The organism is Planotetraspora kaengkrachanensis, assembly GCF_016862895.1.
In the GTDB taxonomy this organism is placed as follows: Bacteria; Actinomycetota; Actinomycetes; order Streptosporangiales; family Streptosporangiaceae; genus Planotetraspora; species Planotetraspora kaengkrachanensis.
Genome location: NZ_BONV01000004.1, coordinates 225,457 through 249,366, shown reverse-complemented (window position 1 = coordinate 249,366; position 23,910 = coordinate 225,457). Strand labels below are relative to the sequence as shown.

At 70.1% G+C, this 23,910-nt stretch carries 27 protein-coding genes; 13 read left to right on the top strand and 14 right to left on the bottom strand.

Features of this window, described 5'->3' with window-relative positions:
- The first annotated feature begins 130 nt into the window (after positions 1–130).
- Positions 131–895: a crotonase/enoyl-CoA hydratase family protein gene (locus Pka01_RS07665; RefSeq protein WP_203881891.1), complete on the top strand. Its 765-nt coding sequence runs from the start codon at positions 131–133 to the stop codon at positions 893–895.
- 12 nt (positions 896–907) lie between these two features.
- On the opposite strand, the gene Pka01_RS07660 is transcribed toward Pka01_RS07665, so the two are convergent.
- From Pka01_RS07660 to Pka01_RS07650, 3 genes are read right to left on the bottom strand one after another with little or no spacing between them, the layout of a single operon-like run.
- Complete coding sequence (locus tag Pka01_RS07660; RefSeq protein ID WP_203881890.1) at positions 908–1,270, bottom strand: hypothetical protein; 363 nt, start codon at positions 1,268–1,270, stop codon at positions 908–910.
- Between the two features lie 43 nt (positions 1,271–1,313).
- Positions 1,314–1,928, bottom strand: coding sequence for a GntR family transcriptional regulator (locus Pka01_RS07655; RefSeq protein ID WP_239114812.1), 615 nt, complete (start codon positions 1,926–1,928; stop codon positions 1,314–1,316).
- Entirely contained in the window at positions 1,925–2,890 is a 966-nt protein-coding gene (locus tag Pka01_RS07650; RefSeq protein WP_203881888.1) for a DMT family transporter, read from the bottom strand. The genes Pka01_RS07655 and Pka01_RS07650 overlap by 4 nt, the downstream gene beginning before the upstream one ends.
- A gap of 315 nt (positions 2,891–3,205) precedes the next feature.
- Here Pka01_RS07650 and Pka01_RS07645 point away from each other — a divergent pair, with 315 nt between their 5' ends.
- Together Pka01_RS07645 and Pka01_RS07640 are read left to right on the top strand one after the other, a co-directional pair.
- Positions 3,206–5,338 carry a sensor histidine kinase gene (locus Pka01_RS07645; protein ID WP_203881887.1) on the top strand — a complete coding sequence of 711 codons (2,133 nt, stop codon included), beginning with the start codon at positions 3,206–3,208 and terminating at the stop codon, positions 5,336–5,338.
- Positions 5,335–5,688: a DUF742 domain-containing protein gene (locus Pka01_RS07640; RefSeq protein ID WP_203881886.1), complete on the top strand. Its 354-nt coding sequence runs from the start codon at positions 5,335–5,337 to the stop codon at positions 5,686–5,688. Before Pka01_RS07645 ends, Pka01_RS07640 begins: the two co-directional genes overlap by 4 nt.
- Before the next feature lie 15 nt (positions 5,689–5,703).
- Here Pka01_RS07640 and Pka01_RS07635 read toward each other — a convergent pair whose 3' ends face one another.
- Positions 5,704–6,108, bottom strand: coding sequence for a hypothetical protein (locus tag Pka01_RS07635; protein ID WP_203881885.1), 405 nt, complete (start codon positions 6,106–6,108; stop codon positions 5,704–5,706).
- A gap of 76 nt (positions 6,109–6,184) precedes the next feature.
- Positions 6,185–6,559: a hypothetical protein gene (locus tag Pka01_RS07630; RefSeq protein WP_239114811.1), complete on the bottom strand. Its 375-nt coding sequence runs from the start codon at positions 6,557–6,559 to the stop codon at positions 6,185–6,187.
- A 220-nt stretch (positions 6,560–6,779) separates the two neighbouring features.
- Between Pka01_RS07630 and Pka01_RS07625 the strand changes: the two genes are divergently transcribed.
- From Pka01_RS07625 to Pka01_RS40665, 3 genes are all read left to right on the top strand, one after another.
- The gene (locus Pka01_RS07625) at positions 6,780–7,775 is read left to right on the top strand and encodes a zinc-binding dehydrogenase (protein WP_203881884.1); all 996 of its coding nucleotides are present in this window, start codon (positions 6,780–6,782) and stop codon (positions 7,773–7,775) included.
- 22 nt (positions 7,776–7,797) lie between these two features.
- Positions 7,798–8,559, top strand: coding sequence for a class I SAM-dependent methyltransferase (locus Pka01_RS07620; RefSeq protein WP_203881883.1), 762 nt, complete (start codon positions 7,798–7,800; stop codon positions 8,557–8,559).
- 247 nt (positions 8,560–8,806) lie between these two features.
- A complete protein-coding gene (locus Pka01_RS40665) occupies positions 8,807–9,022 on the top strand; it encodes a hypothetical protein (protein WP_239114810.1) in 216 nt (71 codons plus the stop codon).
- A 20-nt stretch (positions 9,023–9,042) separates the two neighbouring features.
- Here Pka01_RS40665 and Pka01_RS07610 read toward each other — a convergent pair whose 3' ends face one another.
- The gene (locus tag Pka01_RS07610; protein ID WP_203881882.1) at positions 9,043–10,224 is read right to left on the bottom strand and encodes an FAD-dependent oxidoreductase; all 1,182 of its coding nucleotides are present in this window, start codon (positions 10,222–10,224) and stop codon (positions 9,043–9,045) included.
- A 54-nt stretch (positions 10,225–10,278) separates the two neighbouring features.
- Here Pka01_RS07610 and Pka01_RS07605 point away from each other — a divergent pair, with 54 nt between their 5' ends.
- Complete coding sequence (locus Pka01_RS07605; protein WP_203881881.1) at positions 10,279–10,848, top strand: PadR family transcriptional regulator; 570 nt, start codon at positions 10,279–10,281, stop codon at positions 10,846–10,848.
- A 135-nt stretch (positions 10,849–10,983) separates the two neighbouring features.
- Here Pka01_RS07605 and Pka01_RS07600 read toward each other — a convergent pair whose 3' ends face one another.
- From Pka01_RS07600 to Pka01_RS07575, 6 genes are all read right to left on the bottom strand, one after another.
- The gene (locus tag Pka01_RS07600; protein WP_203881880.1) at positions 10,984–11,463 is read right to left on the bottom strand and encodes an SRPBCC family protein; all 480 of its coding nucleotides are present in this window, start codon (positions 11,461–11,463) and stop codon (positions 10,984–10,986) included.
- Positions 11,456–11,839 (bottom strand): ArsR/SmtB family transcription factor, encoded by a 384-nt coding sequence (locus tag Pka01_RS07595; protein ID WP_203881879.1) that lies wholly within the window; start codon positions 11,837–11,839, stop codon positions 11,456–11,458. Before Pka01_RS07595 ends, Pka01_RS07600 begins: the two co-directional genes overlap by 8 nt.
- 357 nt (positions 11,840–12,196) lie before the next feature.
- Positions 12,197–12,613, bottom strand: a complete 417-nt coding sequence (locus tag Pka01_RS07590) for a PIN domain-containing protein (RefSeq protein ID WP_203881878.1) — start codon at positions 12,611–12,613, stop codon at positions 12,197–12,199.
- Positions 12,589–12,900, bottom strand: a complete 312-nt coding sequence (locus Pka01_RS07585; protein WP_203881877.1) for a hypothetical protein — start codon at positions 12,898–12,900, stop codon at positions 12,589–12,591. Before Pka01_RS07585 ends, Pka01_RS07590 begins: the two co-directional genes overlap by 25 nt.
- Before the next feature lie 96 nt (positions 12,901–12,996).
- The gene (locus Pka01_RS07580) at positions 12,997–14,478 is read right to left on the bottom strand and encodes an MFS transporter (protein WP_203881876.1); all 1,482 of its coding nucleotides are present in this window, start codon (positions 14,476–14,478) and stop codon (positions 12,997–12,999) included.
- Positions 14,479–14,585: 107 nt separating this feature from the next.
- Positions 14,586–16,124: an alpha/beta hydrolase family protein gene (locus Pka01_RS07575; RefSeq protein ID WP_203881875.1), complete on the bottom strand. Its 1,539-nt coding sequence runs from the start codon at positions 16,122–16,124 to the stop codon at positions 14,586–14,588.
- 78 nt (positions 16,125–16,202) lie between these two features.
- Between Pka01_RS07575 and Pka01_RS07570 the strand changes: the two genes are divergently transcribed.
- Positions 16,203–16,766, top strand: a complete 564-nt coding sequence (locus Pka01_RS07570) for an ArsR/SmtB family transcription factor (protein ID WP_203881874.1) — start codon at positions 16,203–16,205, stop codon at positions 16,764–16,766.
- A 133-nt stretch (positions 16,767–16,899) separates the two neighbouring features.
- Positions 16,900–18,654 carry an immunity 49 family protein gene (locus Pka01_RS07565; RefSeq protein WP_203881873.1) on the top strand — a complete coding sequence of 585 codons (1,755 nt, stop codon included), beginning with the start codon at positions 16,900–16,902 and terminating at the stop codon, positions 18,652–18,654.
- A gap of 45 nt (positions 18,655–18,699) precedes the next feature.
- On the opposite strand, the gene Pka01_RS07560 is transcribed toward Pka01_RS07565, so the two are convergent.
- Positions 18,700–19,836 (bottom strand): TIGR03364 family FAD-dependent oxidoreductase, encoded by a 1,137-nt coding sequence (locus Pka01_RS07560; RefSeq protein WP_203881872.1) that lies wholly within the window; start codon positions 19,834–19,836, stop codon positions 18,700–18,702.
- A gap of 153 nt (positions 19,837–19,989) precedes the next feature.
- Here Pka01_RS07560 and Pka01_RS07555 point away from each other — a divergent pair, with 153 nt between their 5' ends.
- Complete coding sequence (locus Pka01_RS07555; RefSeq protein WP_203881871.1) at positions 19,990–20,772, top strand: GntR family transcriptional regulator; 783 nt, start codon at positions 19,990–19,992, stop codon at positions 20,770–20,772.
- Between the two features lie 7 nt (positions 20,773–20,779).
- The gene (locus Pka01_RS07550) at positions 20,780–21,454 is read left to right on the top strand and encodes a phosphonatase-like hydrolase (protein ID WP_203881870.1); all 675 of its coding nucleotides are present in this window, start codon (positions 20,780–20,782) and stop codon (positions 21,452–21,454) included.
- A 401-nt stretch (positions 21,455–21,855) separates the two neighbouring features.
- On the opposite strand, the gene Pka01_RS07545 is transcribed toward Pka01_RS07550, so the two are convergent.
- A complete protein-coding gene (locus Pka01_RS07545; RefSeq protein ID WP_203881869.1) occupies positions 21,856–22,440 on the bottom strand; it encodes a TetR/AcrR family transcriptional regulator in 585 nt (194 codons plus the stop codon).
- A gap of 171 nt (positions 22,441–22,611) precedes the next feature.
- On the opposite strand from Pka01_RS07545, the gene Pka01_RS07540 reads away from it, so the two are divergent.
- Both Pka01_RS07540 and Pka01_RS07535 read left to right on the top strand, forming a co-directional pair.
- Entirely contained in the window at positions 22,612–23,445 is an 834-nt protein-coding gene (locus Pka01_RS07540) for an SDR family NAD(P)-dependent oxidoreductase (protein WP_203881868.1), read from the top strand.
- 16 nt (positions 23,446–23,461) lie between these two features.
- The gene (locus Pka01_RS07535; RefSeq protein ID WP_203881867.1) at positions 23,462–23,881 is read left to right on the top strand and encodes an ester cyclase; all 420 of its coding nucleotides are present in this window, start codon (positions 23,462–23,464) and stop codon (positions 23,879–23,881) included.
- Positions 23,882–23,910: the final 29 nt, after the last annotated feature.

Below are 23,910 nucleotides of genomic sequence, written 5' to 3'. Positions count from 1 at the left end.
GGAAGATGGTTCGATGCGGCCCCGTCGGCCGAAACCTGTGCTCAGGCCGGTTCGACGTGGCCGTCTCCCTCGCCGACGCACAAGCGTAGGGAGACTTGGGACCGAAGGCGCGCGGAACTACATTTTCGATATGTCCGTACGCATCGACCGGCGCGGCCCGGTGACGACCGTAGTCCTGAGTAGGCCCGACGTCCGCAACGCGGTCGACCTGGCCACCGCGACGGCGCTCGCGGACGCGTTCCACGCGTTCGAGGACGACGAGAGCGCGTCCGTCGCCGTGTTGTGGGGCGAGGGGGGCACGTTCTGTTCGGGCGCCGACCTCCATGCGGTGGGCACCGACCGCGGCAACCGGGTCGAACCGGACGGCGACGGGCCCATGGGTCCCACCAGGATGCGCCTGTCCAAGCCGGTCGTCGCCGCGGTCGAGGGTTACGCCGTCGCGGGAGGTCTGGAGCTGGCCCTGTGGTGCGACCTGCGCGTCGCCGCCGAGGACGCGACGTTCGGCGTCTTCTGCCGCAGGTGGGGCGTGCCGCTCATCGACGGCGGCACCGTGCGGCTGCCGCGCCTCATCGGCACGGGACGTGCGCTGGATCTGATCCTCACGGGCCGGGCCGTGCCCGCGCGGGAGGCGCTGGACATCGGCCTGGTCAACCGGCTGGTCCCGGCCGGCACGGCACGCGAGGCCGCCGAGGCGCTCGCCGCGCAACTCGCGGAGCTTCCCCAGGTGTGCCTGCGTCAGGACCGCCTGGCCGCGCTCGAGCAGGAGGGGTTGCCGGAGGACGAGGCCATGGCCGGCGAGTTCCGGCACGGCCTCGCGTCGCTGGACGCCATGCGGGCCGAAGGCCTGGCCGGGGTGGAGAGGTTCCGTGCCGGTGGCGGGCGGCACGGCGCCTGAGAGCGGGAGGGCTCAGTCGTATTCGAGGTCGGGTAACGGGGAAGGCGGATCGGGACTGCGCCAGACGACCACGTAAGCGTCGCCGGCCGAATCCAGTGCCGTGCGCAGCCGTTCGAGGTCGAAGTCGGGCAGGTATCTCAGCCGGGCGAGGAAGCCGGCGTCGGTCGCCGACCGGGGGACGACGCAGCCCTCCCCGTCGCGGTCGAGAAGGACGATGAGCACGTCGGGCCGGTCCTCTGCCGGTGCCAGCCCGCCGACCCGGACCTCCGCGACGTCCTCCCACGCGAGGGCCTCGACGCTGCCGTCGGAGTAGTGACGGGCGACGCCCTCTTCGGTGACATAGACATAGGAATCCGGCACTGCGTTGCCGTGCATGGGCGCGATTGTGACGACTTGTGGGCGCTCCGTGCAAGAGAGGTCACGATTCGCGCCACCGCAGATGGTCCCGCACCGCCCGGCGTGCCTCGTCCTCGGGGCCCCGGGCGATCGTCCGAAGCAGTTCCCTGTGCTCGGCCACCAGCTCGTGACGGTCTCCGTAGAGGTCGCGCAGGCGCACCAGGCCGAGCCGCGTCTCCGCCGCGAGCGTGCCGTAGAGACGGTCCAGGCGCGGGCTGCCGACGGCGGCGATCAACGCCTCGTGCAGTGCCATGTGCTCGGCCACCACCGCGGCCCACGGAGCGTCGGCGGACAGGCCGCCCATCCGGTCCAGCGCCGCCTCCGCCTCGGACACGCGACGGCCTGCCAGCGCCCCCGCCATCAACTCCTCGAGCGGCAGCCGGACGTACATCAGGTCCGCGAGGTCGTCCGGCGTGACCTCCGGGACGTACGCGCTGCGGTTGCGCTCGCGTCGCAGCAGCCCTTCGTGGACGAGGACGGCGAGAGCCTCACGCACGGTCGGACGGGCGACGCCGTACCGGGCGGACGACTCCTGCTCGGTCACCGCCTCCCCCGGCCCGATGTCTCCGGACAGCACGCGCTCGCGCAGTGCCGCGGCGAGCGCCTCGACGGTGGAGACGGGCCTGAGCGTGGTCACGGCACCGAGCCTAGACGCGCGGGCGCCCTGTCCACCGGGCCGGAGACGGTTCCGCCGGGAAGTGCGACGACGGCGAGGCTCAGGCCGAGCAGCGCGAGACCTCCCCATGAGACCGGGGACAGCTGCTCTCCCAGCACGACCAGGCCGAGCAACGCCGCGACCGCGGGCTCGGCGAGCGCCAGCGTCGCCGCGGTCGCGACCGGGGTGGTCCGCAGGCCCCTTCCGTAGAGGAGATAGGCCAGGGCCGTCGTCGCACAACCGAGATACAGCGTCGCGAGCAGGCCACGCGGGTGCGCGAGCCAGCCCGCGCCGGTCACGAGCAGGACGGGCAGCATGATGACGGCCGCTCCGCCGAACATGACGCCCATGACGACGCCCGAGTCCGTGCCGCGCCCGATCGCCCGTGCAGCGACGACCGCGTAGGAGGCGTAGAGCAGGCCTCCGAGCAGCGCGAGGGCGATGCCCCACGGATCCGCCCCGCCCGTCACGCCGCCTCCGCCGACCAGGACCGCGCAGCCGGCGACGGCCGCGGCGGTGGCGAACGCCCAGCGGCGGGCCGGGGGTTCACGGCCGACGAGCCAGGACAGAAGCCCGGTGAACACCGGTCCGCTGCCGATCGCCACCACGGTGCCGATGGCCACGCCGGTGCGCTGGACGGCGGCGAAGAAGCACAGTTGGTAGCCCGCGACGGCGCCGGCCGCCAGCACGGGCCCCCATCCCATCCGGCGTCCGTCGCCGGTGTGCCGGGGCGCCACGTCTCGCGAGCGAACGGGGGCGACCCGGGACTTCGCGCCCCGCGGCCGGGACAGGACGGCCACGGCGGCGAGCACCGCTCCGCCGAGCACCAGACGTGCGGCGGCGAGCGGCACGGGGTCCGCCGCGGCCACGACGCCCGCCGTGCCCGCCGTGCCCCACAGGGCCGCGGCGGCCATGACGACGAGTGGACCGGATCGCAGAGCCATGCGCAGATTGTCTGACAATCAGACAAAATGAGCAAGCCTAGGGAGCGGTCCAAAACCCCGCCAGGAAATAGGGGAAATACCCCGGAAAGGGATGATCTGCGCCGCCATAAAAGCCGGTAAACGGATTTCGCCGGGCCGTACACAAGGGTCGGCCACATCGCCCTTACCCCACGCACCTTCTGACCATGATCACAGAGGCAGACACGCCATCGTGAAATGTCAGAACTTGCCAGTACAAATCCTTGGTATCCCTCCTCACCCATTGCTAGGGTTTCGCCACTATTGACACATGTGTCTTCGGAACGGGCGGGGCTCATGGCTGGACGGAAACGTTCCATTCGTTTCAAGATTTTCGCGATCCTGCTGGTTCCGCTGACCGCCCTCGCGGTGATCTGGGGATTCGCCGCCACTCTCACCGTCCAGAGCGGACTCGAACTGCTCAAGATCCAGACGGTGTACGACAACGTCGTGGTGCCCACGCGCTCGCTGCTCGGCGAAATCCAGCAGGAACGGCTCCTGTCCGCCGCCTACCTCGGCAGGAAGTCCTCCGTCCGCGACGATCTCGACGCCCAGCGCAAGCGCACGGACGCCTCTCTCGAGGAACTGGCCCGCGTCGCACAGAACGCGCAGGACGAGACGCCGGCGGCCATGTGGCAGCGCATCCAGGAGCTCATCGGCCAGGTCCGCAGGTTCGACGCCCTGCGCGCCCGCGTCGACGGCCACAGCCTGTCCCGCCTGGAGGCGATCGAGGACTACAGCGCCGTCGCCGAGGTCGGCTTCCAGGCGTACGACCGCCTGATGATCTCCCCCGACATGGACCTCATCGAGCAGACCAAGGCCATCATCCTGATCGGCCGCAGCCGCGAGGTGATGAGCCAGGAGTCCGCGCTGATCACGGGCGTGCTCGCGATCGGCAGGATCTCCCCAGACGAACGCGACGCCTTCGGCAAGATGGTCGGCCAGCGCCGCCTCCTCTACCAGCTCGGCACCAGCCAGCTCGACTCCGAGCTGATCAAGGGGTTCGCGGCGGTGAACGCCTCGCCCGCCTACGCCACGTTCGTGTCCATGGAGAACGAGATCATGGTCGGCGTGCAGCCCAACACGAGGCTGCCCCGCGACGCGGACGCCTGGCACACCACCACCGAGGGACTGGTCGGCACCTTCTCGCAGATCAGCGGAGACGGCAGCAAGGCGATCGCCGACCGCGCCCTTCCCCTGGCCAAGCGCGTGCTCTACCGCATCGGCGTCGCCGGCGCCCTCGGCCTGATCGCGGTGATCGCCACCCTGTTCATCTCCGTCAGGTTCGCCCGCGGACTCACCACCGAGCTCGTCGGGCTCCGGCGGGCCGCGCACGAACTCGCCGACCGGCGCCTTCCCGGCATCGTCCAGCGCCTGCGCCGGGGTGAGGACGTCGACGTCGTCGCCGAGACGCCGCCGATCGTCACCCGGGGGGACACGGCCGAGGTCGTCGAGGTCGGCAACGCCTTCACCTCGGTGCAGCACACCGCAGTGGAGGCCGCCGTCGGCCAGGCGGAGCTCCGCAAGGGCGTCGGGAAGGCGTTCCTCAACCTCGCCCGTCGCAGCCAGTCGCTCCTGCAGCGCCAGCTCGCCCTGCTCGACGAGCTCGAACAGCAGGTCGCCGATCCCGACACGATGGACAAGCTCTTCGCGGTCGACCACCTGACCACCCGCATGCGCCGCCACGCCGAGGGCCTGATCATCTTGTCCGGCGCGCACCCCGGCCGCGGATGGCGCAACCCCGTCAGCCTCTACGACGTGGCCCGCGCGGCCGTCGAGGAGGTCGAGGACTACCTCCGCGTGAGCGTGGTCGTGCCGCACGGCCCGGCGGTCATCGGCGGAAGCGTCACCGACCTCGTCCACCTCCTCGCCGAACTGGTGGAGAACGCCACGATCTTCTCGCCGCCGCACACCCAGGTCATCGTGCGCGGTGAAGTGGTGGCGCGCGGGTTCGCGGTGGAGATCGAGGACCGCGGTCTCGGCATCAGCCCGGAGGAGCTGGCGCAGCTCAACGACCGGCTGGCCGATCCGCCCGAGTTCGACCTGGCCGACAGCGACCGCCTGGGCCTGTTCGTCGTTGGACTGCTCGCCAGGCGCCACGGCGTGCGCGTGTCCCTCCGGGCCTCGCCGTACGGCGGGACCAGCGCGGTCGTGCTCCTGCCCAAGGAGATCGTGGTGGAGAACGCCGGCGACGAACACTCCGTCGAGCGGCTGATCCCGCCGCGGCCGCCGGCTCCGCCGGTTCTCGCGCTCACCCCGCCCGCCGCCGACGTCTCCGTGTCCGTATCCACCGCCGTGGACGGCGACGGGGATTCGCTGCCCAGGCGCGTACGGCAGGCCAATCTGGCGCCGCAGCTGCGCGAGGAACCCCGTGACGTCTTCGGCTCCTTCCAGGCAGGGTGGCAGCGCGCCCAGGAGGAGTCGTCATGACAGAGCAGGAGTTCGGCCCGCTCCTTCGCCCCTACACGCTCACGCGGGGCCGCACCCGGCCGAGCGGGCCGGACCTCGACCTGATGACCATGATCAGAACGGTGCCGTCCGCCCACACGCGGGCGGCGGGGCTGCCTCCGGAGCACCTGCGGATCCTCCAGTTGTGCCTCGCCCCCGCCTCGGTCGCCGACATCGCATCCGACATGGGGGTGTCGCTCAACGTCATCCGCATCCTGCTCAGCGACCTGCGCGACCAGGGCCTCGTCACGGCGCGGCCGCAGGCGACGGTCGCCCAGCTCCCGGAGGAGCGCATCCTCCGCGAGGTCATCCAGGGCCTCCGGGCGCTCTAGGCGTCCGGGCGGTCGTCACACCTCCTGGGCGAACGACTCGATCAGTGCGCCGACGTGCGCCCGGGCCGGCTCCGTCAGCTCCTCGGCATACCGGTCGAGCACGGCGACGAACCGCTCCACGTCGGCGGTCGCAGCGGGGGGAAGCGCCAGCTGGACCACCTCGCCGTCCAGCACCATGTCTCCCTCGATCGTGAACCGGTCCTCCTCCAGCCCGGCGCGGATCTCGAAGACGAGTTCGTGGCCGAGCACCGCCAGTTCCAGGCCGAGCCGTACGGCATGGCCGCCCAGATCCGAGACGGGCATCCAGCGGACGTGGGGGAAGTGGTCCTGGTAGACGGATCGGCCCGTCTCCGTGAATAACGCCGCCGTACGCAGCAGAGCTCGCAGAAGTCGGACGGCGCCCTGACTGTTGGCGTCCACCCCGGCAGGTTAGATCACTTTGTGGTGGCGGTCGGACGAATCATGGACGCCGCGGGCGGTCTCCTCCCGTCGTGCGTCACCCGAAGGCGAAACATTCCACCTCGGCCCGGCGGAAGGTCAGCCCCGCCCCGACGGACTCGCTCACGCAGGCCTGCTCTCGCGGGCTGAGGGTCAGTTCGCCGCAGACCGAAACGCTGGAGTAGGTGCGGCAGTCGAGATTGGGGTTCAGTGCGCCGATGCGGTAGTTCAGCCTGACGTCCTTCCGGCACTGCGTCCGGGCGCCGGACGTGTCCCCGAAGCGGCACTGTCCGAGCAGGATGGCGTACTGCCCCCTGCTGACCTCTTCCTGTTGTCTGCCGTCCGCTCGATGCCGGCCGTCCGCGTACGCGGTGGTGACCGCACCGAGCATGGTCATCGCAGCGAGCACGGCCACAGCGACGATCTTCTTCATGGCGTCCCCCCCACGAGGAGACGTACCCTCCACTGGGAAATCCCGACCCTTTGTCACTTTCCGGATATATCCGGCTTTAGTCCATGCGAATGGGCAAGGGTTCGCGAGCGGTACGACACAGCGGGGAGATCGTCCACGCTCCGCGGCCGCCGCTTGACTTCAACTTAGGTTGAAGTTGCACACTCCCATCGCGGTATCCGATCGGCCGGAGGGGGATCACGTGCGTGCGGTGTGGTTGAAGGAGTTCGGGGGTCCCGAGGTGCTCGTCGCCTCCGACACCCCCGACCCGGTGGCGGGCCCGGGCCAGGCGCTCGTCGAGGTGGCGTTCGCGAACATCACCTTCGTCGAGACCCAGTTCCGCGCGGGCGGCTTCGGGCCGTTCAAGGCGGAGCTCCCGATGATCCCCGGCAACGGCGTCGGCGGCGTGGTGGTCGCCGTGGGTGAGGGTGCGGACGACCGCCTGGTCGGCACGAGGGTGGTCTGCGGCACCGGCGGCTCGGGCGGCTACGCCGAACTCGCCGCTGTGGACGCCGCCGGGCTGATCGAGGTGCCCGACGGCCTGGCGCTCGACAGCGCGGTGGCCCTGCTGGCCGACGGTCGCACGGCGATGTGGCTCCTCCAGACGGCGGCGCCACGCCCCGGAGAACGCGTCCTGGTCGAGGCGGCGGCCGGAGGCGTCGGCGGCCTGCTGGTGCAGCTGGCCCGTGCGGCCGGGGCGACCGTCATCGCGGCCGCCGGCGGCGCCGACAAGGGCCGGGTGGCCCGTGACCTGGGCGCCGACGTGGCGGTCGACTACCTGCAGGCGGACTGGACGGACCGGGTCCGCGAAAACGGAGGCGGCGTCGACGTCGCCTTCGACGGAGTCGGCGGCGAGATCGGCCGGTCGGCGTTCGACCTGCTCGAACGCCGCGGCCGGATGCTGAGTTTCGGCATGGCGAGCGGCCGGTGGACCGGCGTCTCGGAGGAGGAGGCGGCTGATCGCGACGTTCTCCTCCTCCGCGGCGCCCAACTGACGCCCGAGGCGTCGCGGGCGTTCACCGCGGACGCGCTGGCGGAGGCGGCCGCGGGCCGGCTGCGGCCGTCGATCGGGCAGCGCTTCCCGCTTGAGCGGGCGGCCGACGCCCACGCCGCCATCCAGTCCCGGGCGACTGTGGGCAAGACCCTGCTGGTGACGGGCAGGTCCCCGGGCACGGGAAATCCCTTGGACGGCGCATGAGGGCCACTGTCAGCCTGGGGACGTGACGAATACATGGACATTTGACGAACTCGTGGCCGACGCCGAGTCCGTCCCGGTCGAAGGCTGGGACTTCTCCTGGCTGCACGGCCGTGCGACGGAGGAGCGCCCGTCGTGGCGTTACTCGCGGCTGATCGCGGAGCGGATGCCCCATGCCTCGGCCGCACTCGACATCCAGACAGGGGGCGGTGAGGTGCTCGCGGGTGTGCCGTGGCTGCCCGCCCTGACGGTGGCGACCGAATCGTGGCCGCCGAACATCGTGCGCGCCAGCCAGCGGCTGCGCCCGCGCGGCGTCGCCGTCATCGCCGACGACGACGAGCCCCGCCTCCCGTTCGCCGACGGCGTCTTCGACCTGGTGATCAGCCGGCATCCGGTGGTCACCTGGTGGAACGAGATCTCCCGTGTGCTCCGGCCCGGAGGGGCCTACCTGTCACAGCAGGTGGGTCCCCGCAGCGTCGTGGAGCTCACGGAGGTCTTCCTCGGGCCCCAGGCGCCGAACTCCCATCGTGACCCCGAGGCGGCCAGACAGGAGGCCGAGGCGGCAGGCCTCGAGGTCGTCGATCTGCGGATGGAGCGCCTGCGCACCGAGTTCCACGACATCGGGGCGGTGATCTACTTCCTGCGGAAGGTCGTCTGGATCGTCCCCGGCTTCACCGTCGGCCGTTACCGCGCGGAGCTGAAGGCCCTCCACGAACGGATCCAGGCGGACGGGCCGTTCGTCGCCCACGCGACGCGGTTCCTCATCGAAGCACGCAAACCGGCCTGACGCGGCCCGGGAGACGAGGGGCGGCCGGGCGACGCGCGCCGCCCCTCGGTCCCACGGCTCCTGTCGTAGCCGGTCGGTAGCCTGCCCGGCATGAACCACGAGACCATGATCGAGATTTGGCGCAGGCTGCTGGATCCCGCCAAGTCGTGGGTCCTGTTCACACACGGAACCTGCGTGATCCTCATGGAGCCCACCGAAAACCTGGCCCAGCAAGCGACCCATCCTCCGGGAGTACGGCCCCGTCCACGTGGGCAGTCCGGCCGGCGACTTCAACGTCATCGCGCTCGACGACGTCCCCGGCTGGGCGGTGACCGGCCATCATCCTGACGTCCTCACCTACGTCTCGCCCGACGAACTGGAGGAGCACGAGCACTTGCACGTCGGCCTGTTCGGCCGGCGCAAGCGTGATCGCGACGGGCGTGAGCCCGCCGTCGTCCACGTGGAGGACATGCGCCCGAGCTGACCGTCCCCCTGCGGGACGGCTCAGCCGAGCGGCGCCGCCACCGGGTCCTCCCAGGAGATCCGGTAGTCGTGGATCCACGCCATCAGGTCCCTCTTCGCAATCTGGCGCATGGCCGGCGGCATGCCCAGGTCCCGGACGAAGGCCCCGAAGGCGCCCGGGGCCTTGCCGCTCCCGTTGCGCCGGCCCTGCTTGACGACCCGCTCCACTCTCCTTCGCCGCAGCCGTTCGTAGGCGGCGAAGGCGTCTCGGGTGCCGGGGACGTCGCGCAGGCACATGGCGAGCACGACCGCGTCCTCGATCGCCATGGACGCGCCCTGTCCCGCCGACGGCGAGGTCGCGTGCGCGGCGTCGCCCACGATCACCATCCGCTCGTTGAACCACTTCGGGACGCTCGGGAAGTCGTAGGTGTTCCAACCGGCGATGATGTCGTCGGTCGCCCCGATGATGTCGAGCATCGGCCCGATGTCGTCTCGGAAGAGCTCCACCAGTTTCGCCCTCCACACGGCCGGCGTGATCGCCGCGAGTTCCTCCCGGGTCGGCTCCTCGGGGCTCGGCGGGTTGGCGAACCACCAGACCTCGCCGTCCGGGTGGATCAGGTATCCGAAGAAGCACCTCTTCCCGAAGATGAAGTAGCTCGTGCCGGGGTCGCCGGGCACCGTGACGCCGCGGGCGAACCCACCCGTGTTGAGCAGGCCGACGTGACGGGCGCGCGGCGCGCCGGGGTCGATGATCGTGCGCGTGCGGGAGCGCAGCCCGTCGGCTCCGATCAGCAGATCCCCTTCCGCGTGCGTGCCGTCCGCGAAGTCGGCCCGCACCCGTCCGTCCGCGATCGAGGCGTCGACGAGGCGTCTGCCGTGGTGGACGCGCACGCCTCGCCGTACGGCCTCGTCGCGCAGCACCTGGTAGAGGTCGGCGCGCTTCAGCGTCCGGGACGGCTGCGCGAGCTCCCCCAGGTGCTTTCCCCGCCCGTTGCTCATGCGCATCAGCGACGAGTCCATGCCCAGGTCGCATACGAGATCGTGCAGGTCGAGGACGCGCAGGGCCTCCAGGCCGTTGACCGCGAGTGTGAGGAAGGCGCCCACGCCCTCCGAACCGCGCTCGTAGGCCTCGAAGACCTCGCTGTCGATTCCGGCGCGCTGCAGCGCCATTGCGGTGACCGGCCCGGCGATGCCTCCGCCGATGACAAGAGCTCGTTTAGTCATAAACTTACTATACATAATATGACTAGAATCTGACAGCCCCCTATGCTGGGGGCCATGTCGACCCGGCGATCTCCCCTGGCCATGGCCCTGCTCTCCCTGGTCGGCGAGGCGCCGATGCACGCGTACCGGATGCAGCAGCTGATCAAGGAGCGGCACAAGGACGACGTGGTCAACGTCGCGCAGCGCAACAGCGTGTACCAGACGATCGAACGGCTGCTGCGTGACGGGCTCATCGCGGTGCTGGAGACCTCGCGCGAGGAGAACCGGCCGGAGAGGACCGTCTACGAGCTCACCGACGAGGGCCGCGAGACGTTGCGGCAGTGGATGCGGACGATGCTCTCCACTCCGTCCCGCGAGTTCCCGGAGTTCCCCGCCGCGCTGGCGTTCCTCCCCGTGCTGGAGCCGGAGGACGCCCGGGCGGCGCTGGAGGCGCGGGTGATCGCGCTCGAGACTCGGATCGTCGCCCTGCGGACCGAGCTGGCCGACGGGGAGAGGTTCCTGCCCCGCATCTTCCTCGTCGAGTCCGAATACCAGCTCGCCGTGCTCGGGACCGAGCTCGAGTACGTCAGGGAGCTCGTGGAGGATCTCCGTACGGAGGAGATCACGTGGGACTACCGCATGTAGGTCGCCGGCGCGCCCGGGCCCTCGAGCAACACGTCATGCCGCCTGTCCGCGTAACCGTCCCGTGCGGTGGGGGGTGGGTCCTCCGTGCAGGGAAGGCGGTCCGCCCGCCCTGTACGGAGGCATCCCGTCGCCGCCTCAGTCGTTCTGCAGCCTCTTCAGCAGCTCCGCCAGCCTCTCGTCGCTGTCGCGGACGCCGTGCTCCATGCCGGAGGCGACCATGCCGTCCCGGTCCTCGACCGACTGGAAGCTCGACAACGTGCGCACCAGCGTCCTGCCGTTCCGCTCCTCGAGGGTGATCCTCTCCAGGGCGACGTGGCCGGGGACACCCTCGAACTCGAAGGTCTGCACGGTGAGGTCCGGCGTCGGGGTTCCGTGGAAGACCCCGTGGAAGCCGTACTCGTTGCCCTCGGCGTCCGTGCTGATGTAGCGCCACTTCCCGCCGTCGCGCACGTCGTACTCCTCGATCTTCATGGCCAGGTCGCGCGGACCCAGCCACTGGACGATCAGCTCCGGCTCGGTGTAGGCGCGGAAGACCAGGTCGCGGGGTGCGTCGAACTCCCGCTCGATGACGATCTGCGACGTACCCGGCTCGGCGGTGATCTTCGTGTCAACCATGTCCGTTTCCCTTCTCTGCGACCGCGTCGGTGCGGTCGGGGTCGTCCTGCCGCTTGCTTTGCAGCGCCGCCAGCAGCTCGTCGAGCCGCTCGTGACTCTCGTCCCAGAACTGCTGGTATCGAGCCAGCCAGGTGGTCACCTCGCGGAGCGGCTCGGCCTCCAGATGGCTGAGCCGGGCCGTCGCGCGACGGGTCCGTGAGATGAGCCCCGCGGTCTCCAGCACCTTGAGGTGCCGCGAGATCGCGGGCTGTGTGACGTCGAACGGCTCGGCGAGCTCGGCGACGGTCGCGTCGCCGGTCGTCAGTCGCGTCAGGATCGCGCGGCGGATGGGGTCCGCGAGCGCCTGGAACACCAGACTGAGCGGGTCGGTCGCCATTCATAACCACCTTGTTTCAAAACGAGTAGGTTAAATATGCGATGACACCACTCCCATGTCAAGGCCCCCCGGGAAAACACCCCGACGCGGGTTCGCACGGCCGGAGCCCGTGGGAATGCGGTGCGAAATCACCATGCTTGGTCCGATGGACCTTTACGACGACACGACGCCGATCGGCATCGGCGGCCTTCGGTGGTGCATGCGGCACCGATCGCGCGCCAACAGGAATGCGCGACGACTGTCAGGCCAGATCAGCGCCGAACCGAGGAGATGCCACGTTCACGGTCAGCCGGCGTTCGGCGCTTCGCACTGCCAGCACGCCGAGACCGGATGGGATGAGCACCCGCCCTCAGGCCGTCAGACCCTGACGAGGCGGACCGCTTTCCCGCAGAGTTTCCTCATATCGTCCTCGTCGGACGTCAGCACGATCACCGGCCGGACGGAGTGGAGAGCCGTGGCCGCCACGATCGCGTCGATGGCGTACTTATGGCCATGAAGGCCACTGGCGCGGAGCAGTTCGAGCGCACGGAGAGAGACCTCTTCCGTCACCGGCTCTACCCGGAGTCTGGACAGGTGCCAGCGCAGCCGATCGCTCTTCACCCGAGTGTCGAATGCCTCGATGGGTGTCACGGCGCTGACGACGACCCGGAAATCATTACTCTGAGCCTCACGCACGACCGCCGTAACACGCTGGTCAGCCGCACACCAACGGGAAAGGCCTTCGCAATCGAGGACGACGGTGCCCGCACTCAGCTTGCTTCGTGTGCGTGCCATCCGTCGTCTCCCTGCAGCTCGGGTGCGGACTTCACCTGGCGGAACAACTCCGCCGCCTCGTCACGGAAGACCTGGGCAATCGGACCGCTCTGGGCCTCGTTGGCCTGAAGAGCCTCTTCCAGCAGATCCCGCTCAATCTGACGCTCTACGGCGGCATCCACGTAGGCGGAGAATCCGCGAGCTCCGACGCGTTCCTTGATGGCACGGATGTTGCCGGCCCGCAGAGAGACGCTGACCTTGGCAGCCGGGCCCTCCCCCGGAGCGAACTCTTCCTCAGGCTCACCCATGCGACGAGTTTACTACTTGAAGTAGCAATCTGACCACTGCCGCCTCCCGAAGCCGGGCGGCCTGGACCGCCCGGCCGGCCAGTCGTCCGCCGCCGATCAGGCGACCGTCGCCGGCGCTGCCGCGTCCTGCCCCGCGGCCTCCGGAGTCTCGGTGGCCGGCTTCCTCAGCACCAGGACGGTGAGCACGACCGCGACGGCCAGCAGCACGCCCCCGACGACGAACGCCAGGTGGTAGCCGCCGGTCAGCGCCGACGCCGTCCGCACCCCCTCGGCCGCCAGGTCCTGCGTGCGGGACGCGGCCAGGGTGGACAGGGCGGCGACGCCGAGCGCGGCGCCGATCTGCTGGGTGGCGTTGAACAGACCGGAGGTCACTCCCGCGTCCTCGGGCCTGGCGCCCGACATGCCGAGCCCGGTCAGCGCGGGCAGCACGAGACCGGCGCCACCGGTGAGCAGCATCACCGGCAACAGGTCCGCGGCGTACGCGCCGTCGACCGGCAGACGCAGGAGCAGCAGGCGGGCCGCCAGCAACAACAACAGACCGGCCAGCAGGACCGCCCGATCACCGAAACGCGCGATCAGACGGGCGGACGAGCCGAGCGACACCGCCCCGATGGTCAGAGCCGCGGGAAGCATCGCGAGGCCGGTCGCGGTCGCGCCGTACTCGAGCACGCTCTGCATGTAGAGGGCGACGTGGATCTGGAAACTGAACATGGCGGCCAGCACCAGCATCTGGATCACATTCGCCCCCCAGACGTTCCGGGAACGGAACACGCGCAGCGGAAGCAGCGGACGGGCCGCGACGGCCTGACGGACGACGAATCCCGCGATCAGGGCGAGCGCGACGGCGGCCAGGCCGAGGGTGCGCCCCGACGCCCAGCCGTACTGCTCGGCCTGGACGATGGCGTAGACGCCGAGCATCGAGCCCCCGGTGACCAGGACGGCGCCGAGAGCGTCCGCCCCGTCACGGAGCCCGAGCCCGCGCTCGTTCTCGAGAAGAGGTACGGCGAGCAGAGCGGCGACGACGCCGATCGGCAGGTTGATGAGGAACACCCAGTGCCAGCCGAGTGCGTCGGTGAGGACGCCGCCGAGGACCTGGCCGATCGAGGCGCCGACGGCGCCGGTGAAGGCGAAGGCGCCGATCGCCGAAGCCCGCTCGCGCGGGTCGGTGAACAGCGTGACGATCATGCCGAGGCTGACCGCGGAGAACATCGCGCCCCCGACTCCCTGCAGGAACCGGGTGGCGATCAGCATCTCGGCGCTGCCCGCCAGCCCGCACAGCAGCGAGGCGACGGTGAAGACGGCGAGGCCGGCCAGGAGCACGCGCTTGCGGCCGATCAGGTCGCCGAGCCGTCCGGACAGAAGCAGCAGGCCGCCGAAGGGGATCAGGTACGCGTTGACGGTCCAGGTCAGGCCGGACGGTGAGAAGCGCAGGTCCTGCTGGATGGCCGGCAGCGCCACGGTGACGATGCTGCCGTCCAGGACGACCATGAGCATCCCGGCACAGAGCGCGACGAGGGCGAGCCTGCGTGACCAGGCGGACCGGGGAGATCCGGGCGCGGAGGCGAATGTGGGGGACATGTCTGCTGCTCCTGTTTCGATAGGCGACAAGAAGGACCGTAGCAGATAGATCCGTAATAGACGATCCTCTATGGATCCATCTGCCACGCCCTTCGGGTCGCGGATCTTCAGGGAAGGAGCAGGCCCCAGTAGACGGCCCAGGGGATGAACGCCAGCCCGCCGGCGAGCAGGAGGCCGAGCCGTACCCGTTCCCCTCGCGAGGTGGATCCGCGCGCACGCCGCCACGCCACCGCGGTGCGGACCGTGGCCGCCGCCGACACCACCGCCAGCGCCTGCAGTACGAGCCAGATGACCGGCCGCCCCGCCAGGACGGGCCCGGTGACGGCCAGCTTGCCGCCGGTCATCACCAGGAAGAGGAGGTAGGCGAACGATCCGAGCACCACCGCGATCCCGGTGGCGCTGACGAGCCTGGCGGCCCTCGTCACCGGCTCCCGCGACCCGCCGCGAATCCGCCGCACCAGGGCGACCAGCGGGTAGGCGGTGAACGCGACCACGAAAAGGAGCAGTGCCCCGAGCTGGACCGGCGCCGACTCCCACCAGGCCGGAGGGCTCACCGGAACGGTGAGGGAGTCCTGCACGGGCGCGGGCCCCGCCGTGCCCGTCGCGGGAGGCCTGCCGCTGGTGACGGCGTCCACCCAGGTGCCGACCTGGTCGGCGTAACCGGGGGCGAGTTCGGGCAGGCGGGTGACTCCGCCGTCGGGGGTCCAATGGGCGGCGTGATCGGCGTCGGGGAAGAAGCGGAACGTGTAGTTCTCGTTGCCTCCTCCTTCGAGCGCTCTGGCGAATATCGGCGGGCTCTCCACAGGCGGAGTCAGCAGGTCGTGCGTACCCCAGATGGCGAGCACCGGCTGTTTCACCGCGGCGATCGTCGGCTCGGGGTCGTAGTAGGGCTCGGGGAACATGCCGCCGTCGGCGATCGCCCGGTAGAGGTTGAGCTCCGTCCGGTCGACGAGCGAGCCTGACACCCCGGCCTTGCGCAGCCCCGCGGCCACGGCCCAGGTCTGCTGCCGGAGCGGCGGCAGGCCGTTGGCCCCGACGAGGACGACGAAGGCGACGTCCGCCGACCGCGCCGCCGCGATCGGCGCCACCCAGCCGCCCTCGCTGAGCCCCCAGATGCCGACCTTCGCCGGGTCGACGCCCGGCTGGGAACGCAGCGCGGCCACCGCTCCGAGCGCGTCGTCGGCGAGCAGCGAGTACGACCGCCGGAAGAGCGAATAGTCCACGGATCGCTTGTCATAGATCAGCACGGACATGCCCCGGCGGGCGAACTCGACGGCCTCGACCATCAGCTTCGTCCGGGGCGTGCCCGTTCCGGCTCCGTGGATCAGAACGACGCCGGGCCGCCCGGGCTTCGCGTCGCCGGGCGACAGGACCGAGCCGTGAAAGGTAAGGCCTCCCCCTCCGGAGAAGGTCACCTCCACCGACCGCAGGTCGGGTGGCACGGAGGGGGTGGGGTCCGCCGCATCGACGACCGCGGCGGCCGCGGCGGCACTCGGGGCTACGGCGGCGCTCGTGACCGTGGCGGCGCTCGTGGCTACGGCGGCGCTCGTGACCGTGGCGGCCGCGACGGGACTCGCGGCGGCGGGGACGGCGGTCAGGCCCAGCGCGAGGGCGGCCGCGATCAGGACGTGTCGAATCGGTCTCATATGCCGAATCTATTCTGCAGAGAAACCTCGGCATAGATTTATCTGCAGATATCGTTCTGCAGGACTAGGGTGTTCGTCATGAAGGATGACGAGCCGTTCATGCTCGACGACCCGGCGCGGCTCAAGGCGCTGGCGCACCCCATGCGGCGGCTCATGTTGCGCCACCTCAGCGTGCACGGCCCCGCGACGTCGACGACGCTCGGCGACCTGCTCGGCGCCAAGACGGGCACGACGAGCTATCACCTGCGGCAACTCGAGAAGTCCGGCTTCATCGAGGAGATCCCGGAGCGCTCCCGCGGACGCGAACGCTGGTGGCGCAGGACCGATGCGCCGCGAGACATGCGGCTTCCCACCCCGGACCAACTGGCCCCGGAAGACCGTCCCGTGCTCACCGAGTTCCACCGGATCGGCATGGACGAGGATCTCCGGCTGTTCGACCGCCTGCCCGAGATCTGGGAACGCGACCCCCGCTGGGTCAAGGCGTCCCGCGGTCTCGGCCGGATGACCCTGGCGGAGTTCGAGGAGTTCTTCGAGGCCTACATGGCCCTGCTCATGAAGTACAGCCGGCGGGCCGAGGACGCGGCTCCGGACGCCCGCCCCCTGTACGTCCGGCTCTTCGCCTTCCCCGCAGACGAGGACTGAGCCTCCATCGTGAAAAGCAGGCCGATCTTCACGACGGAAAGAGCGCTAACGTAGGCATTTCTCACTCCCCGGCACACCATCCGCATCTGGACTTCGCGGCCGGGGAAACGGCGCGTACGCGGGGAGCGGTGCAATGCGGATAGAGCGGCATCGGGTGAGCGAGGCCGCGGTCACGGTGGCCCGCGAGGACTTCCCCAACAGGATCGGTTCGCAGGTCCACTCGATGTCGAAGGCCGGCCCGATGACCGCCTACGAGTGGTGGCAAATCTCGGAGGAGTTCCTGGCCTATCTGGGCGCGCTCTCCGTCGAGACACCCGACCTCGGCACCCCCGAGGCCAAGGCGGTCCTCGAGGACGCCGCCGAGGCCGCAGCGGGTGCCGTGCAGTACGCCGTGTACTACCCGTACAACCAGTTCTCGGTCTTCCTCAACTACGTGAACTTCGGGGTCACCTACGAGCGCGGGTCCGAGGGTGAGAGGGACTCCGTCAGCGCGTACCAGTGGATCGACGCCTTCTGCCTGGCCGTCCTGGCCGGCAAGGCCGAATGGCACGGGGAGGCGTTCCACTTCGCCCGCGCCGAGCCCCAGCAGGCCGGGGCCGGGCGTCCCGCCGTCGAGCTCATCAACGGCCTGATGGCGTACGTCGTCGGGGACACGGGAGACGACGCGGACTACCCGCCGTCCCGGGAGCAGAAGCTCGCGGCGCTCGACGCCGCGCTCGCCCGGATCCGCACCCTGGGTGACGAGATCGGCGAAGGCCTTCTCGACCACCCACAGGGCGTCGCGCTCCACGCCCTGCGCGCGCTGACGGCCGGCGACCAGGAGGCCTTCCGCACCGATCTGGCCGCGCTGCTACGGCACACCGCCCTCCACGGCTCGCCTTCCGCACCCGCGTCCCTGCTTCCCCTCCTCCCGCTCACCCTGGCCGCGCTCGCCTACCGCCGTAAGGGCTGGCGGCCGCCGATCGACACCGGTTATCTCCCGCTCGCGTTGGTGACCGGGTTCGAGGCCTCGGGGCCGCGGGTCCAGGAGTACGGCCGCGCCAGGCGGCAGGACGCGGTCGCCGCACTGGCCGCCGGACCCGTGGTGTTCGAGCGGCCGGGCGCCCCCCTCTTCCTGCACCCGGAGAGCGCGGCCCAGTTGGAGGAGCGGACCAAAGAGGCCCTCACGCCGGTGGCCGGGGAGCCGCTGGACGCCAGGGACCTGCCGTGGGTCATGGGCAAGCAGGAGATGCTCTTCAAAATCGGGGCATCGAAGTCCGACGACGTCACGGACCCACAGATGCGGAACCTGCACTTGTGGTCCCAGATGGGCGCCGCGTTGTTCCGCACCACCCTGGCCGAGCCCGGCACCGACGTCGAGGTGACGATCGACGGCCGCTCACTCACCTTCCCCGCCTATCGGGGAGATTACGCCGGGCCCGGCCACTGGCACACGGCCACGAACCTCGCCCTGATCACGGGTGTCCGCGAGGACCTCGCCCCGCTTGTGCTCGCCGGCTCCGCCGCTCTGCAGAAGGACGGCTCCGCCTTCGCCTCCTACCGCCGGGCCCTCCACGACTACCTGCGTGGGGTCGACCCCGAACCCGCAACGGACCGGGCGCTGGCCGACTGCGAAAAGGCGAAGAACTGGGGGTTCTTCCCCCCGCCCGCCGTCCTGTTCTCCCAACTGGTCGAGGGCGACGAGGAGAGCTTCAACCTGGCCCTCCTCGACGCGCTCACGGCTCACCGCGACCACTACGCCGTCGCCGACCGTGCGGACGACTCCGACGCCGCGATCAACCTCGACATCCTGGCCCTGGCCTGCCATGCCCGGCGCCGGGGCTGGAACGTCCAGGTCGTCTCGCCGTACCTGCCCGTCCGGCTCCTGCAGGCGGCCGTACCTCGCTGACCGCGGCGTTCACGCGGCAGGCCGGTGCGGCGCCCTCTCACGGGATCAGCCGAGCAACCCGCCGAGGACGTCCTGCGCGAGTCCGAGAGCGGTGGTCATGCCGACGCCGGAGGTGACGGAGACGACCCGGATACCGGAACCGGGCGCCTCGATGAGGAAGTCGCGATCAGGCGACGAGGCGTACACCCCCTGCCACCGCTCGCGGACGGTCAGCCGCCCGCTCCCGAGCAGGGACGCGATCTGCCCGAGGATGGCCTCGTCGAGGGACTCCATGGAGAAGGGCTCGACCGTGCGGCCGTAGGTGTGCGTGTCCCCGATGGTCAGGTCGCCATCGGGGCGCTGGGTGAACATGAGGTTCAGCCCGGCGGCCACCAGATCGGGGTGGTCGGCGGCGAGCCGCGTCCGTACGGCCGGCAGCGACGTGCACTCCGCGAACCCTCCGTATCGCAGCAGGGAGAAACCGGTGAGGACGGCCGGGTCGATGACCCGGTCGCCGGGAGCCGCCACGCGCAACATCTGCAGGGCGCACCTGACGACACCGGCCTGCTCGGCGAGGCCGGGGAAGTGGCGGTCCACGTCGTGTCCGACGGCCACGACGATGTGATCCGCGGCGACGTCGCCGCGGCTGGTGCGGACGAGACCCGGCTCGATCGCCAGGGCGGTCGTGGCCCACCGGAACCGGACCCCCTGGGTGCGCAGCCAGGCGGCAATCATGTGGACGGCCTCGCGGGGATCGACCCGGATGTCCAACGGGAGCCAGGCGCCGCCGATGACGTCCGCGCCGACGGGCAGGCGGGCCTCGACGTCGGCCCGGTCGAGCATCTCCACCTGGTCGCCGCGGGACTCGCGGAGCTCCTCCAGCACGGCCCGCTCGTCCTCGGCGCGGGCCACCACGACGGTTCCGCTCTCGCGCAGCCAGAAGCCCGCTTCCTTCGCCAGCCTGATCCAGGCCGTGCGGGCGGCCGTGGCGTACTCGAGCGCCCGGCCTCCCTGCGCGGTGAAGCACCCGTGCCCGAAGTTCCGCACCGACGCTCCGACGGCCCGGTCGTCACGCTCGACCACCACCACGGAGCAACCTCTGCGGACCGCCTCGACGGCATGTGCGAGACCGACGATCCCGGCTCCGACGATGACCACGTCGGCCCTGTCGGTGGAGCCGGCGAGCAAGGGAGCACTTGTCATGACAAGTAGCCTCGCTCAGGATTGAACGGGAGTCAACCGGATGCCCTCGATCGTCGAGATATGTTCTCCCTGGATTCATTTGGCCTTATCAGAGAGGCAGAGCTGCCTCTCCCGCCCCTTGTGTCGACATGGATCATCTGTATAGTCAAGTTCGTGGACGAGCCTCTCTACCAGCGCATCGCCGACGATCTGCGTCGCCGCATCGCCCGTGGCGACCTTCCCGTCGGAGCCGCGCTGCCGTCCGAGTCGCAGCTGTGCCGGCAGTGGTCGGCCTCGCGCGGTCCGGTGCGCCAGGCGCTCATCGCACTGCGCGCCGAGGGGCTCATCGGCGGCGGCCGCGGCCGTCCGCCGGTCGTGCGGACGAGCCGGGTCCCGCAGCCGTTCGAGACCCTGCTGTCCTTCTCCCACTGGGCCCACAGCCTGGGCCGCACACCCGGTCAGCGAACTCTGGAGATCGCGCGCAGGCCCGCACGCCAGGAGGTGGCCGACGCACTGGCGATCGACGAGGGCGACCCCGTCGTCGACCTGGTACGGCTACGCCTACTGGACGGGCGGCCCACCATGATCGAGCGGACGACCTTCGTGGAATCCGTGGGCCGCCTCCTCTTGGACGTCGCCTTCGATCCGGACTCCAGCTCGATCTACGCGTACCTGGCGGAGCGGGGAGTCGATCTCAGCGTCGCCCGGCACGTGTTCGACGCGGTCGCCGCCGACCCGGCGGACGCCTCCCTTCTGGAGGTCCCCGAGGGCGCACCCCTGCTGCGGGAACGGCGGCGCGCCGGCAGTGCGTCCGGCGAGCCGTACGAATACTCCGACGACCGCTACCGACCGGACATCGTCACTTTCACCATCGAGAACGCCGAACAGGCGCATCCCTCGGTGGCACGAGCCTGGCGGCCTATCCCCGCCGACGACAACCAGACACACCCCAAGTGAGGAACTCATGCCCATCGAACTGATGGTCCTGGACATGGCCGGTACGACGATCGAGGAATACGGCGCCGTCTACGACGCGCTGGCCGAAGCCGTGACCGCGGCGGGCGGGAAGCCCTCGGAGGCGGACATCCAGCGCTGGATGGGCGCGGGCAAGCGCGAGGCGATCCAGCACCTGCTCGAGGAGCACTTCGGCCACGAAGTCGCGCCGGAGACGGTCGACGCCGCGTTCGCCGACTTCCGCTCCCGGCTCGACAAGGCCTACCGCGACCGGCCGCCCGTTCCGCTGCCCGGTGTGCCCGAGGCGCTCGGCCGCATCCGCGCGGCCGGGACCAAGGTGGCGCTGACGACCGGGTTCGACCGCGAGGTCACCGAGTCCATCCTGCACACCCTCGGCTGGGAACACGACGTGGTCGACGCCGTGGTGTGCGTGGACGACGTCCCGGCCGGCCGTCCCGCCCCTTACATGATCTTCCGCGCGATGGAGGCCACCGGGGTTCACGACGTCGCGCGGGTGCTCGTCGCCGGCGACACCATCCGCGACCTGCAGGCGGGGACCAACGCGGGCGCCGGCTTCGTCGTCGGCGTTCTCACCGGGAAGCTGGACGCCACCGGCCTGGGCGCCGAGCGGCACACCCATCTGCTCCCCGGCGTGGCAGACCTCCCCACCCTGCTCACCCCCTGAGTGATCACAAGGGAGGCGTGACCGCAAAGAGCATGATCACAAGGAGGGCGTGATCATGCACACGCTCGGGGGCATGCCGCGCGACCTGCGCACCCCCTCGCCGTGATCATGCACGCCTTCGCTCTCGGGCCGCGCGACCTGCGCGTTTCCTCACCGTGATCATGCGCAGATTCGGCGATCAAGCCCCTGACGAGCGGAAACACCGTTTGTGATCATGCGCGCCCATGGAAGTTCGGGACCACGCGCATGATCACGAGCGGCAAAGGAGCAGCTCAGGCCGCAGGTCTCCGAATCCGTACATGATCACGAACAGGAAAGACGCAGGTCGTACGGCATGCCCGCGAGTATGTGCATGATCACGACATGGGGTGGGGGGCTCGCTTCCCTGAACCTGTGCATGATCACCCCATGTCGGGGACCAGCGCGTCGATCAGTGCGGCGGCCGTGGCCCTGAGACGCTCGGCGTCCTGGTAGACGCGCTCCATGACGACGATCCCCCGAGTCATGGTGATCAGGACCCGGGCCGCCTCCGCCGGCGGGACGGCGAGGCGTGGGCGGGCGTCGTCGGCGGACAGACGCCGTTCGAGCAACCGCTCCATGTCGTCGAGCAGACCACGGACCGCGGCGCGGATCCGCTCCCCGTCGGCCTTCGTGTCGATCGCCGTCTTCGTGGTCAGGCATCCGCGGGTGGGGACCCCCGTCGTCATGGACGTGATCGTGAAGTCGAAGAAGTCGCGGAGCGCCTGGTCGACCCTCGGATGGGTGAGCGCCGCCGCGGCATCGGCGAGGAACTGGTCGGCGTAGTCCGCGTAGACCCGCAGGAACAGCGCCTCCTTGTCGCCGTAGGCGTTGTAGAGAGACCCGCGCAGAACTCCTGAAGCCGCCGCGAGGTCCTGCATCGAGGTCGCGCCGTAGCCCTTGTGCCAGAACACGTCCCGGACGCTCTCCAGAGCCTGCTTCTCATCGAACTGACGTTGTCCGACCATGTGGCGACCTTAATCATCTTTGACAGCACTGTCAATGTATGCAAGCCTGTCAAATATGACAGGGGTGTCAAAGATGACTGGTTCCGGCGCCCTTCGGCCCAACGGCCATCGGGCGATTCCGCACCCGCCGGCGGTCTTCGCGCTCCGCATCGATCTCGAAAGGTCACTTCCATGAGCGGCTCTCACCTTGATCTGCAAGCTCGCCGTACCCTCATCACCGGTGCGGGCAGCGGAATCGGCCGTGCCCTGGCCCTGGAACTGGCCTCCCGCCGGGGTGTGCTCGCCTTGGCGGGCAGGCGGCCCGGCCCGCTGGCCGAGACCGCGGAGCTGGTCGCCCGGTGTGGTGGCACCGCACACACGATCATCGCCGACCTCGCCGACGACGGGGAGCCCGAACGCGTCATCGCGGAGACCGTCGCCGCGCTCGGCGGCCTCGACGTCCTCGTCAACAACGCGGGCAACGTGCGGGCCGGTGCGCTCGAGGACATCGACGCGGCCGACATCAACGCCATGATCAGGCTCAACCTCGTCGCGCCGATACTCGCGGCCAAGGCGGCGCTGCCGCACCTGCGCGCCGCGGGAGCCCGGCACGGACACGCCGCCCTGGTCGGCATCGCCTCGGCCTCCGCCCTGGTCGGCCTGCCCTACTACGCCGCCTACGCGGCCACCAAGGCCGGGCTCACCCGATTCGACGAAGCGCTGCGCCGCGAACTCATCGGAACAGGCGTCCATGTGGCCACGGTCTACCCCGGCCCCGTGGACACGCCGATGATGGCCTCCTCCCAGGCCGGGCCGGACCTGGGGTACGGGCTCCGCCCCGTCGGCGAGGTGGCCGCGGAGATCATGGCCGGCCTGGAGGCCCGCCACGTCGACATCGACACGCAATCGCCTGACCGGCGCGCACTGCGGGAACTCAATAACCAGGACCCGCTCGCCGTCGACGCCGCCATCGCACCGACGCTCGCCGAACGCAGGGCCGCCGTCAGCACCCACCGCAGCATCTGACAACGGGGAGCCGCGAATGAGGAAGCGCTCGAGTGTCGACCTGGTCCACGAGTTCTGGGCGCAGGTCTGGCAGCCTCCCCAGAACTACGACGCCATCGACGATCTCGCCGTCGAGGATTTCGTCCTCATCACCGGCGGTACACGAATCGAGTCCCGCGAGGCCTTCAAGCAGTGGGCGCGCGAGTTCGGCTCCAAGATCGACGACATGGACTTCGAGGTGGTCGAATCCTTCGAGAACCACGACGGCTCGCGCGTGGCCTCGATGTGGCGGATCACCGGCAGGAACAACGGCGTCTTCGGTACCGAACCCTCCGGCGAACCCATCGAGATGACCGGCACTGCGGTCTGGGCCGTCGGCGAGGACGGCAGGCTCCTGTCCAACCGGGTCGAGCGCAACGCGTACGAGGTCTTCAGAAAACTCACAGAAGGCAAGTGAACGCGCCCCACCTCGCTCCGCACGAAGCC